The organism is Roseibium sp. LAB1, from assembly GCF_054658235.1.
This window is the reverse complement of the sequence record NZ_BAAGIB010000002.1, coordinates 1,361,744-1,373,561: the sequence shown is the minus strand read 5'-3', so window position 1 is coordinate 1,373,561 and position 11,818 is coordinate 1,361,744. Positions and strand designations below refer to the sequence as shown.

The 11,818-nt window shown below is 59.9% G+C and carries 11 protein-coding genes; 8 read left to right on the top strand and 3 right to left on the bottom strand.

What is annotated here, in order from left to right; all coding sequences use genetic code 11:
- Nucleotides 1-68 precede the first annotated feature (68 nt).
- The 7 genes from ACYQ54_RS16260 (at nt 69) to ACYQ54_RS16230 (ending at nt 7,318) form a co-directional block, all read left to right on the top strand.
- Nucleotides 69-1,310: a DUF1688 family protein gene (locus ACYQ54_RS16260; protein WP_460084043.1), complete on the top strand. Its 1,242-nt coding sequence runs from the start codon at nt 69-71 to the stop codon at nt 1,308-1,310.
- A gap of 63 nt (nt 1,311-1,373) precedes the next feature.
- On the top strand, nt 1,374-2,003 hold the full coding sequence (gene upp / locus ACYQ54_RS16255; RefSeq protein WP_460084041.1) for a uracil phosphoribosyltransferase: 630 nt from the start codon (nt 1,374-1,376) through the stop codon (nt 2,001-2,003).
- Between the two features lie 106 nt (nt 2,004-2,109).
- The gene (locus tag ACYQ54_RS16250; protein ID WP_460084039.1) at nt 2,110-3,009 is read left to right on the top strand and encodes a ribokinase; all 900 of its coding nucleotides are present in this window, start codon (nt 2,110-2,112) and stop codon (nt 3,007-3,009) included.
- Between the two features lie 66 nt (nt 3,010-3,075).
- Complete coding sequence (locus ACYQ54_RS16245) at nt 3,076-3,591, top strand: retropepsin-like aspartic protease family protein (RefSeq protein ID WP_460084037.1); 516 nt, start codon at nt 3,076-3,078, stop codon at nt 3,589-3,591.
- Between the two features lie 64 nt (nt 3,592-3,655).
- The gene (locus ACYQ54_RS16240; protein ID WP_460084035.1) at nt 3,656-5,155 is read left to right on the top strand and encodes a phosphomannomutase/phosphoglucomutase; all 1,500 of its coding nucleotides are present in this window, start codon (nt 3,656-3,658) and stop codon (nt 5,153-5,155) included.
- Between the two features lie 81 nt (nt 5,156-5,236).
- Entirely contained in the window at nt 5,237-6,235 is a 999-nt protein-coding gene (locus ACYQ54_RS16235) for an aldose epimerase family protein (RefSeq protein ID WP_460084033.1), read from the top strand.
- 54 nt (nt 6,236-6,289) lie between these two features.
- The gene (locus tag ACYQ54_RS16230; RefSeq protein ID WP_460084031.1) at nt 6,290-7,318 is read left to right on the top strand and encodes a histone deacetylase family protein; all 1,029 of its coding nucleotides are present in this window, start codon (nt 6,290-6,292) and stop codon (nt 7,316-7,318) included.
- Nucleotides 7,319-7,375: 57 nt separating this feature from the next.
- On the opposite strand, the gene ACYQ54_RS16225 is transcribed toward ACYQ54_RS16230, so the two are convergent.
- The gene (locus tag ACYQ54_RS16225) at nt 7,376-7,996 is read right to left on the bottom strand and encodes an HAD family hydrolase (RefSeq protein WP_460084030.1); all 621 of its coding nucleotides are present in this window, start codon (nt 7,994-7,996) and stop codon (nt 7,376-7,378) included.
- Nucleotides 7,997-8,047: 51 nt separating this feature from the next.
- On the opposite strand from ACYQ54_RS16225, the gene ACYQ54_RS16220 reads away from it, so the two are divergent.
- A complete protein-coding gene (locus ACYQ54_RS16220) occupies nt 8,048-9,025 on the top strand; it encodes a PhnD/SsuA/transferrin family substrate-binding protein (protein WP_460084028.1) in 978 nt (325 codons plus the stop codon).
- A gap of 15 nt (nt 9,026-9,040) precedes the next feature.
- Here ACYQ54_RS16220 and ACYQ54_RS16215 read toward each other — a convergent pair whose 3' ends face one another.
- Entirely contained in the window at nt 9,041-10,225 is a 1,185-nt protein-coding gene (locus tag ACYQ54_RS16215; protein WP_460084026.1) for an acetate/propionate family kinase, read from the bottom strand.
- 2 nt (nt 10,226-10,227) lie between these two features.
- Complete coding sequence (locus ACYQ54_RS16210; RefSeq protein ID WP_460084024.1) at nt 10,228-11,640, bottom strand: bifunctional enoyl-CoA hydratase/phosphate acetyltransferase; 1,413 nt, start codon at nt 11,638-11,640, stop codon at nt 10,228-10,230.
- Nucleotides 11,641-11,818 lie beyond the last annotated feature (178 nt).

Below are 11,818 nucleotides of genomic sequence, written 5' to 3'. Positions count from 1 at the left end.
GGTTATGGTGTGCAGATAGGCGAGGGCAGCGTCTTTTCACACAATCCTTTCCAGATCCGGCGATCTCCATGACCGATACTAAATCAGCCTTGTCCCTGTTCCGGCCGCAGCATGTTCGGGAAAAGGCCTATGAGCTTTTGAAGCTCGCCACAGATGGCAAACTCGCACATGTCGAAGCGGTTCCGGACCAGCTCGAGACAGCCCTGGCCACGGTGCTTGAAACAACCCGGGAAAACTATCCGGACTTTCACATTCCACCCTACGGCATCTGGCGGGATTTCGAGGCCGGCGGTATCGACCGATGGGGTGCGCTGGCAAATGCGCGCGGGTTTGAAACCGCGGAAGATATGCTGGCCGCTGCCGCCGATCTTGCGCTTCTCGGCACCTACATGAAGACCCGTCATCCCGAGGGCTGGGTTTTCGAGGACAGGATGACTGAGACCGAGGCGACCGGCCAAGAGGCCTCGGCGCTTGCGGCCTTCCACATGTTTGCGGCCGGATCCTTTTCCGGCGAAATGACCGACCCTTATCGTGTTGACGCGCAACCCCTTGTGCAGATGGACCGGATGGAACTTGCCGAGGGCCTGCAATGGGACGGAAGGGAGGATGACGACCTGCTTGAGGCGATGCAGCGCCATCTGAAACGCTTCGGTGAAGCGCTTGCCCTGCGGCCGGATCTTTTCGGGGAAGGGGACGAGACCCGTCCCGGCCGTCTTGCAGTTCGGATGGCAAAGGAAAGCGATGGTGTGGTTTCGGCAAGGGATCTGCTCGACCGCGTGCTGGAATCCCTGTGTCCGCTCTGGGACGGCGGTGCCAGCGAAGGAAGCATGGTCTATGGCGACAGCTTCGAGCATTACCAGCGGGGTGCGGTTTCCGAGAGAACTGTTGTGCCGTTCCATCTGGCTGCCCAGGAGATGGTCTATTCACTGATCGAACCTCTTGCCTGGGCCGGGTTTGAAGTCTCCGGACTGGAGGCACTGACGCCGCCGGCCGATCCTGCCCACGCGGCGCTGTTCCTCGACGCCGGAGTCCTGAAAATTCTCGAACCGGACACGGCGCTGTCAGCAGAGGCCGAACGCGACCGGATGGTCGAAATTCGGGCGGTGGCGCTTGCGCTCACCGACAGGCTGGCTGAACTGCTGCGACACGAGCTCAAGGTTCATCAGGATCAGTTGCCGCTTACCTGCATCCTGGAAGGCGGAACCGGCCGGGCTGGTAGCCTTTATTTGCAAGGACACCCGCAGGAAGCGAAAAAACTCGGGCACTTCATGAACCCGGGGTCTGTTTTTTGGTTGCCGTTCGGGGCATAGGTCCCGAACATGGAAAATTATGAGACCGGGCCGGTGTTGGCCCCATTGAAAAGAGAGGCAGATATGTCCGGAGCCACTGTCATCAGCCACCCGCTGGTTCAGCACAAACTGAGCATCATGCGCGACAAGGGAACGTCCACCCAGGGGTTCCGGCGGCTCCTGCGCGAAATCTCGACGCTGCTCTGCTACGAGGTCACTCGCGACCTGCCGCTGGTCTACCAGACCATCGAGACCCCGCTTGCCGAAATGCAGGCGCCGACCCTGGCCGGCAAGAAGCTGGTGTTTGCGTCGGTTCTGCGTGCGGGCAACGGACTTCTGGAAGGCATGCTGGATCTGGTTCCTTCCGCACGCGTTGCCCACATCGGGCTCTACCGTGATCCGCAGACGCTGCAGCCGGTCGAATATTACTTCAAGGCTCCGGAAGATCTGAACGAGCGCCTGGTGATCGTGGTCGATCCGATGCTGGCCACTGCCAACTCGGCCATTGCCGCGGTTCAAAAGCTCAAGGAACGCGGCGCCACCAACATCCGCTTCCTCTGCCTGCTTGCGGCACCGGAAGGTGTCAAGAATTTCAACGAGAACCACCCGGACGTGCCGGTTTACACTGCATCCATCGACGAGAAGCTGAACGAAAAAGGCTACATTGTTCCGGGTCTAGGGGACGCGGGCGACCGTATGTACGGCACGAAGTGACTGGCTGAGAGAACGGACGACAGAAAGCGCGGAGGGAAACTTCCGCGCTTTTTTGTTGCGCTTGAGGCCGCGGTGTCTAACCTTTTGGAATAAAAGGGGAGGCGACATGATTACGGTCTTTGGTTCCATCAATCTGGATCTGGTCGTTGCCGTGCCTCGCCTGCCGACCGCCGGTGAAACGGTGAGCGGCCGCGATCATCAGACATTTCCGGGTGGGAAAGGGGCCAACCAGGCACTGGCAGCCCGGCGGGCAGGCGCCGAGGTGCGGTTCATCGGCGCGGTTGGCCAGGACAGTTTTGCGGAATTGGCGCTGCTGAACCTCCGCCAGGCCGGCGTCGACCTTTCCGGTGTTCGCACCATGGCCGGGTCGACGGGCCTCGCCCTGATCGGTATCGACCCTGCAGGGGAAAACCAGATCATCGTCGCCAGTGGCACCAACGCCCGTGTCGAGGCATCCTGGTTGGAAGGCCGTTTCGGGCCCGGCCAGACGTTGCTGGTTCAAGGCGAGGTGCCATTGGCTGAAGTGGTCGAAGCTGCGCGGCTTGCCCGGGAGGCGGGAGGCACGGTCATCTGGAACCCGGCGCCTGTCCCCGAGGGCGACCTGGGTGCCTGCCTTGACGTTGCCGGAACAGTGGTGGTCAACGTGAATGAAGCGGCAGAGATCGGGGATCGTCTCGGCATTGCCGGAGACCCGGAAACATTTGCTGCGAAATTGGCGTCAAGTGGCCGCTCCGTTGTCGTCACGCTTGGTTCAGATGGTGTATTGGCGCGCACGTCAACGGCGCGCTACCGCTTCGGCTCTCCTGTCGTCAAGGCGGTCGATTCCACCGGCGCTGGCGATGCCTTTTGCGGCGCCCTGGCCGCCGCGCTCGACCGCAAGGCGTCATTCGAGCGTGCCTTGAAGGAAGGTGCTGCCGCTGGTGCACTTGCCTGCACGGTGACCGGCGCCCAGTCCAGCGCGCCGCATCTGGACGACATCGCCCGGCTGGCGGATTCAATTGGCTGATCCTGTTTTACAGGCCGCTAAGGAAACAGTGATATCTGTTGGGTTCACGCAACATCGGGACCCGGAATGTCGCGCTTTGTCATCATCTTCCTTGCCTGCATGGCGATCGCGCCGTTGGCGGCCTATCTGCTTGAGAACAGGCTTGCGGTTCTGGTGAGCGGCGGCAATGTTGCCGGTGATCAGGCCGAGGAAGATGACGGGGACACGGGCGAGCGGAGCCACCGCATATCGGCCAACAGACAAGGGCATTTCGTGGCCGATGCCTATTTGAACGGACGCGCCGTCGACATGCTGGTCGACACCGGTGCAACCGTCACGGTTTTGCCTGAATCGCTTGCGGAAAATATAGGCATCTTTGTGAAATCGTCCGACTACAAATATTCGATCCGCACGGCAAATGGCACGGTACATGGGGCTAGGGCGGTCATCGACAATTTGCGTATTGGAAAGATCAGGTTACGCAATATCGACACACTTGTATTGAAAGATCAAAGCCTCGGGGAACCCCTGCTTGGCATGTCCGTTCTCAACCAGCTGAAGCGGTTTGACATCTCCGGTGGCACGCTTGTACTGGTGCAGTGAATTGTCATACCGTTCTTTGGTGTTTACCCAGTTCCGTTCATCTCCATTGCTCTGAGAGGCATTGATGTTTCCGAAACCGCGTCCGACTTTGACTCCCAACACTTTTGAATATGAATCTTTTCCCATGGTGAAGCCCACGGGCTTCCGCGAATATGATGCTCGCTGGCTTTTCGAGAAAGAAATCAACCTGATGGGCATGCAGGCGCTCGGCATGGGCATCGGCACGCTCATTCACGAACGCGGCGTGCGTCCGGACATCGTGGTCGGCCATGATTTCCGGGGCTATTCCTCTTCCATCAAGATGGCGGTGATCAACGGTCTGCTGGCAGCCGGCATCAACGTGCACGACATTGGCCTGGCCCTGTCGCCGATGGCCTATTTCGCACAGTTCGCCCTCGACGTTCCGGCGGTCGCCATGATCACGGCGTCGCACAACGACAACGGCTGGACCGGGGTCAAGATGGGCATCGACCGCCCGCTGACCTTCGGTCCCGATGAAATGGGCCGGCTGAAGGAGATCGTTCTGGAAGCAGCCTTCAATCTGAAGGGTGGCGGCAGCTATCGCTTTGTCGACGGGTTCCCGGATGTTTATTTCAAGGATCTCACCGACCGGGCCAAGCTGAAACGTCCGATCAAGGTTGTCGCGGCATGCGGCAACGGCACGGCCGGTGCCTTCGCGCCGAAGATCCTGGAAGCGATCGGTGCCGAAGTCATCCCGCTCGACGCAGAGCTGGACCACACTTTCCCGCGCTACAATCCGAACCCGGAAGACATGAAGATGCTGCACGCGCTTCGTGACAAGGTTCTGGAAGTGGGAGCGGAAGTCGGCCTCGGGTTCGATGGCGACGGTGACCGCTGCGGTGTCGTCGACAACGAAGGCGAGGAGATCTTCGCCGACAAGGTCGGCGTGATGCTCGCACGCGATATCTCCGCGCTTCATCCCGGTGCCCAGTTTGTGGTCGATGTGAAATCCACCGGGCTCTTCCACACCGATCCGGTGCTGAAGGCCAACGGTGCAAAGACCGACTATTTCAAGACCGGTCACTCCTACATCAAGCGCCGTGTCACCGAGTTGAATGCCATGGTCGGGTTCGAAAAATCCGGCCACTATTTCTTCAACAAGCCCATCGGCCGCGGTTATGACGACGGGCTCGTTTCGGCCATCGCAATCCTCGATATGCTTGACCGTAACCCGGACAAGACCATGGCCGACCTGCGCCGGGATCTTCCCAAGACCTGGGGATCGCCGACCATGGCGCCGAAATGCGACGACGAAATCAAATACGACGTCGTCGACCGGGTTGTCGCCAGGTTCCAGGACATGAAAGCCAAGGGTGAAACGGTTGCCGGACAGTCGATCATCGATCTGATCACCGTCAACGGCGTTCGCGTTGTCAGCGAAGACGGAACCTGGGGGTTGGTGCGTGCCTCCTCCAACAAGCCGGAACTGGTGGTCGTGGTGGAAAGCCCTGTTTCCGAAGACCGCCTCCACGCCATGTTCAAGGCGGTTGACGGCGTCCTGCGCGAAAATTCGGAAGTGGGCGACTACAACCAGACGCTCTGAACCACTTGACCGACAGACGGAAGGCGGCGGATAGTTCCGCCGCCTTTTGTGCATCCTGCCGCCTTCTCGCCGGAGACATTCATGATCAAGGAATTTGGGGCTCTGCCCGACGGGACAGTCGTCCAGGAAATCACGCTGGCAAAAGGTCCCCTGGCGGCCTCGATCCTCACTCTCGGCGCCATCATCCGCGACCTCAAGGTCGACGGTGAGTCAGTTGTGCTCGGCTTTGAGGATTTGCAGAGTTATCTCGATCATTCGCCCTATTTCGGCGTGATTGCCGGACGCTGCGCCAACCGGATCGGCGGCGGTAGTCTGACGATTGACGGTGTCGACTATCAGCTCGACCAAAACGAAGCAGGAAAGAACCACCTTCACGGCGGCTCAGTCGGCTTCTCCCGCCGCGTCTGGCAGGTGGAGCAGCACGACAAGGCAAGCGTTCTGCTGAAACTTGTCTCCGAAGACGGCGACATGGGGTATCCGGGCCGTGTGGAAGTGCTCGCCCGCTACACATTGACCGGCACCGGTTCGCTTCGCCTGAAAATTACCGCGACCACCAACAAGACCACACCGGTCAATCTGACCCAGCATGCCTATTTCAATCTGGATGGCAGCAGCACGATACTCGATCACACCCTCGAAATTGCGGCAGAGACCTATTTGCCCGTGGATGAGGCCCTGATCCCGACCGGCGAGATCCGTAACGTGGCCTGGACACCCTACGATTTCCGGGATGGACGCAAGTTGAGGCGAAAGGCCGGTGAGGAAAACGTGCTCTATGATCACAATTTCTGCCTGGCAGATGCCCCGCGTGAGAACGTCGAATTCGCTGCCGCCCTGGAAGACAGTTCCGGTGACCGGCGCATGGAGGTCTGGACGACCGAACCGGGGCTGCAACTCTACGATGCTCAGAACATGGTAGTGCCGGTTCCAGGTTTGGGCGGCAGGTCCTATGGGTCTCATGCCGGTCTGTGCCTGGAGGCGCAACGCTGGCCGGACAGCGTCAATCATGACGGGTTCACGCCCGTTTTGTTACAGCCCTCAGAGACTTATACTCATGTTACGGAATTCCGTTTTTCCTGAAATGAGTTACATTGACCCAGCGGTGTGAGACAACAGGGGACTTGAGGGCAACTCGTGAAGACGGTTTTTTCAAACACCCAGCTCGCTCATGCACCGGCACAGGAAATTTCCGACGGTGAACTGAAGCCCGCAGTCGAGATCCCGAGCCGGGCGGAGATCGTGCTCAAGACTGTGCGGGAGCGCAATGTGGGCGAAATCGTTGCGCCGGAGGAATTTCCCGTCCGTCCGCTGCACCGGGTTCATGCACCCGAATACGTCTCCTTTCTGGAAAGCTTCTGGGACAGATGGACAGCCGCGGGGCGGTCACGGGAAGCCTTTCCTTTCGTCTGGCCCATCCGCAGCCTGCGTCAGGATGTTGAGGTCGATCACATCGACGGCCTGCTCGGGCGCTATTCCATGGATGCCGGGACGCCGCTTGGCGAACACACCTACAAGGCCGCGCGCGCCTCTGCGGATACCGCGCTGACAGCGGCCCGTCTGCTGCTCGACGGCGAGAAATCTGCCTTCGCCCTGTGCCGGCCTCCGGGACACCACGCCGGTTACGACTTCTTCGGCGGCTATTGTTTCTTCAACAATGCCGGCGTTGCCGCCCAGTATCTGCGGGATTACGGCCTGCATCGCATAGCGATCCTGGATGTCGACTATCATCATGGCAACGGCACTCAGGCTTTGTTCTACGACCGGCCGGACATCTTGTTCCTGTCGATCCACGCCGACCCGAAGCACGAGTATCCCTATTTCCTCGGCTTTGCCGATGAGACCGGCGAACACGCCGGCACCGGGTTCACTCGCAACTGGCCATTGCCGCTTGGCACCGACTGGGACAGCTACACGCCGGCCCTTGAGGAAGCGTGCAGGTGGCTGCTGGTATATAAACCGGAAGCGTTGATCGTCTCGCTTGGCATGGATTGCTACGAGAAGGATCCGATCTCCGGCTTCAAGTTCAAGAGCGAAGACTATATCCGGCTTGGCCAGAGGCTCGCCAAGGTAGGCATTCCCACCATCTTTCTGATGGAAGGCGGCTACGCCGTCGAGGCTCTGGGCACCAATTGCGTCAACGTGCTGGAAGGCTTCGAGGGATAGACCTCTTCGCCGGAGCCGCAAGATCCGCCTGAGAGATCGATCACTTGCTTCAAACGATTACTCGTTCAGCAACCCGAGTTGCGTCAGTTCCGCACGCAGACCGTCAGCCCCCTGGAAGTGATGCGCCGCCATTCCGATCTTGCGGGCAGCTTCGACGTTGCGCTCGCTGTCGTCGATGAAAAGGCATTGCGAGGCGGTCAGTCCATTGCGTTTCAGCAGAATTTCGTAGATGCGCAGACCGGGCTTGATTTCCTTTTCAGCGCCGGAGACGACGATGTCGCGAAAGCTGGTCTTCAGAAACGGAAACCGTTCCTGAGCTTCGGCGAACTTGTCTTCCGAAAAATTGGTGATCGCATATAAGGGCGTTCCCTGTGCCTTCAGCGTTGAAAGCAGGCCGGGCGTTCCGGGAATCTCGCCCGGAACCATGTCGTGCCAACGCTCGCTGTAGGCGGCAATGAGCTCCGCCTTGTCCGGGTGCCGGCGCGACAGAAGATTAACGGCCTCAGTCCAGGGGCGGCCGAGATCCTGCTGCAGGTTCCAGTCCATTGTGCAAACCGTCGTCAGGAAATCTTCGCGTTCGGCCTCATCCGGAATGAGTTCGCGATAGAGATATTCGGGATTCCATTCAATCAGGACATTCCCTATATCGAAGACGACGGTCGTGATAGGGTCGTTCATATGGCCGGTCCGGTTTTCTGGCGAAAGTTGTTTGAGAGGCGAGATAAAATTTTGCAAGTTTCATCAGAAGGTTATGTCGGCAATGTGGCGCTTGTGAAATTCCTGTTCCGGTGGCTCGCACCGGTTCTCGCCGCAGTCTTTCTCACCGTTGTCGGCGCGCACGCCCAGGATGCGCAATCCATGCCCGACCGGTTGCGCCTCGGCGTGGTGGTAGCCACCGATGACGGCGCGCGCGACCGGGTGGAACCGTTTCGTCTTGCGCTTGAAGACATTGCCGATCTGCCGGTGGACCTGTTCCTGATGGACACCATGGCCGACGCGGTCGAGGCACTTGCTGCCGGAAAGATCGATTACGCCCGCCTGTCGCCATCCGCATATGCCGCCGTGTATCAGCTCTGCAGTTGTGTGGAGCCGCTGGTGACTGCGGCTCCGGACGATTTCCCGGCCCGCTTCTACGCCATTCTCATCGCCAAACGCAGCGCCGAGCAGGTGACCCTGGCCGACCTCAAGGGAACGCGCCTCGCCGTTGGTGGCACGCGTGCCGTGACCGGCTATCGCGTTCCTCTTGCCAATCTGGCTGCGGACGGTGTCGATGCACGTGCGCATTTCAGCGCCCTTGTCGAGGTAAAGGACCCGGTCGAAGGCATTCGCGCCGTCCTGGATGGCAGGGTCGAGGCGGCCCTTGGGTGGTCAACTTTGGCGGGCGAGGCAAAGAACGGTTACACCGGTGGCACACTCAACGATTTCTACGTCTCGGGAGAACGCGGTTTCAAGGATCTGGAAATCGTCTGGCGCTCGCCGCCAATCCCCTATTCGGCCCACAGCATGCGCAAGGATCTGCCCGACGCATTGAAACGGCGCCTGAGGGCCGGTTTGATGGACATGCGCCGGGAAGCGCCCGATGCCTACCTTGCCATCGAACCTGACCTGCCGGGAGGGTTCGAACCCGTGGTGCATGCAGATTACCGGCCGGTCCTGCGCACCTATGAGGATAATTACGCCGCACTTCTGGATCCTGCCGGACGCTGAACTTCCAAAAGATGATCAGGCGTCAGCGGTCTCGGGGGTTAGCAGCGTTTCAGTGTGGCGCCGGATCATTGCTTCTTCGTCGGTCGGGATGACCAGAGCATTGATGCGGGACGCATCTGACGAAATTCGCTCTGCGCCGGCTTCATTTCTGGCCGGATCGATTTCCAGACCGAGCCACTCCTGGCCTGCACAGATTTTTTCCCGGATCAGGGCCGAATTCTCGCCGATGCCGCCGGTGAAGACCACAGTGTCGACGCCGCTCAGCACGGCTGCCATGGCGCCCACTTCACGCCGAATGCGAAAGACGAAATAGTCGATGGCTTCAGCGGCTTTCGGATCGGGGCTTTGCGTCAGGGTGCGCATGTCCTGACTGATGCCTGAGAGCCCCTTGAGACCCGATTGCTTGTAAAGCAGATCCGAAACCTCGGCGGGACTCATGCCCTTCGTGGTCAGCAGATACAGCACCACACCCGGGTCAAGCTGGCCGCAGCGCGTGCCCATCGGCAAACCGTCAAGCGCGGTGAAGCCCATGGTTGAGCCAATGCTCTGGCCTTTTCGAATGGCGCACATGGAAGCACCGTTGCCCAGGTGGGCAACGATCACGTTGCCGGCATGGATCTCGGGATGAGCCTGTTTCAGATAGCGGCAGATATACTCATAGGAGAGCCCGTGAAAACCGTAACGGCGCACGCCTTCATCATACAGCGGGCGGGGCAGGGCGAATGTGTCGTTTACCCAGGGATGGCTGCGGTGGAAGGCCGTATCGAAACAGGCAACCTGCATGGCCTCCGGAAAGGCTTCCCGGGCCGCGGCGATACCGGCCAGATTGTGCGGTTGATGCAGCGGCGCCAGCGGTTCAAGCGCCTTGAGGTCGGCCAGGATTTCAGGTGTCAGTCGAACCGGTGCGGTGTAGGTGATGCCCCCATGAACTACCCGGTGGCCGACGGCATCGACGTTGCGTCCGCCGAGTTCCTGTTCCAGAACCGGCAGAAGCGCAGCAAGCGAAGCGCCGTGGCTCTTGCCCTCGTCGGCGGTCAGCCGCCGGTCTATCCTTGTATCGGAAACCTTTGAGGCAAGGGCGACATGCGGCTCGGCGCCCAGTCCGGAAATCTGCCCCTTCAACTGCACGGCTTCCCCGGAATAGAGGGTGAACTTGATTGAGGAGGAGCCCGAATTCAGAACGAGGATGACCGGGGCCATGGTCAGTCGCCTTCCCGGTCGAGAATACCTGCCGGATTGCCGGTCGCCTGCCAGTGCATGTAGAGCAGGGCGAGCGCGCAGGAGGCGAGGCGGGCGCGGCTGTCGTCTGCCCGGCTGGTCAGCATGATGGGAACCTTGGCACCGATCACCAGCCCTGCTGCTTCCGCGTGGGCGATGAAGGTCAACTCCTTTGCCAGCATGTTGCCCGATTCCAGGTTCGGTACGATCAGAACTTCCGCATGTCCGGCAACCAGTGAGGTGATACCCTTTGTCCGGGCGGCCTGAACATCGATTGCATTGTCCATCGCCAGCGGGCCATCGACAATTGCCCCCGTAATCTGACCGCGTTCGGCCATCTTGGACAGGATCGCCGCATCAAGGCTGGACGGGATGGCCGGGTTCACGGTTTCAATTGCAGACAGAACACCCACACGCGGCATCTCCAGGCCAAGAGACAGTGCGGCATCAATGGCATTCTGGGTGATGTCGACCTTGGCATTGAGGTCCGGCGTGATGTTGATTGCGGCATCCGAAATCAGGACAGGCGTTTTGCGGCCTGGAATATCCATCACGAAGACATGGCTGATGCGCCGTTTGGTTCTGAGGCCGCCATCGCGTTTGACCACATGATGCAGAAGATGGTCTGTGTGAAGATGGCCTTTCATCACGGCCTTGACCCGGCCTTCATGCACCAGCGCGACGGCCCGTCCGGCCGCTTCCATCTCGTCTTCGATATCGATCAGCTCATAAGGACCGAGGTCTTCGTCAAGTTCCCTGGCGGCGGCTTCAATCCGGCTCTTCGCACCGATCAGGATCGGCATGATCAGGCCCTCGCGGGCAGCCATCAGGGCACCCTCCAGCGAGTTGGGGTCGTCAGGCGCGGCCACGGCGGTCGGCAGCGCAGGCAGGGTCTTCGCCAGTTCGATCATCCGGTTGAAGTGCCGGTGACGCTGAACCAGCAGGGCCGGGATGTTGCTGGAGTCGAATTCGATCAGCTCCGTCGGTGCTGCTACCTCGGCAACGCCTTCAACCAGCCGGGTTCCGTCTTCGCGCGTCACTGACATGTCGAACAGCACGATGTTGTCCGGCCGTTTTTCGGTAGCTGTGACCCTGACGTGCAGCTTGTCGCCGACAGCGGCCCCTCCAATAAAACGGAACGACTGGGCTTTGTAGATCGTGCCCGGTCCCGGAAGAATATTGCCGAGCACCGCGGAAGCCAGTCCGCCGACCCACATGGCCGGCGCAACCGGTTTGTCGACATGGCCGTCGCCGGTCCAGTCCGTGTCAGGCAGGTGAATCGGGTTGTGATTGCCGGAGGCGTGCGCGAAAACCAGCAGGTCGTTGGAAGAGCATTCGCGGACGATTTCCGCGGTATCGCCGACCTTGATCTGATCGTAAGTCTTGTTTGTCGCCATCGGTTCGAAAATCCCATACTGAAAAGTGCATATTGCGGCGCAACATTCCAGCGCAGATTAACCGGAATGTGCGACGTTACAAATACGGGAGTTAGCGTAGATACGCGGCTGGTCACCGGAAACGGGTACAGCCGGAACGAACCGGTCTTGTTTCAGAGGTTCAAACTGTTCCTGCTCG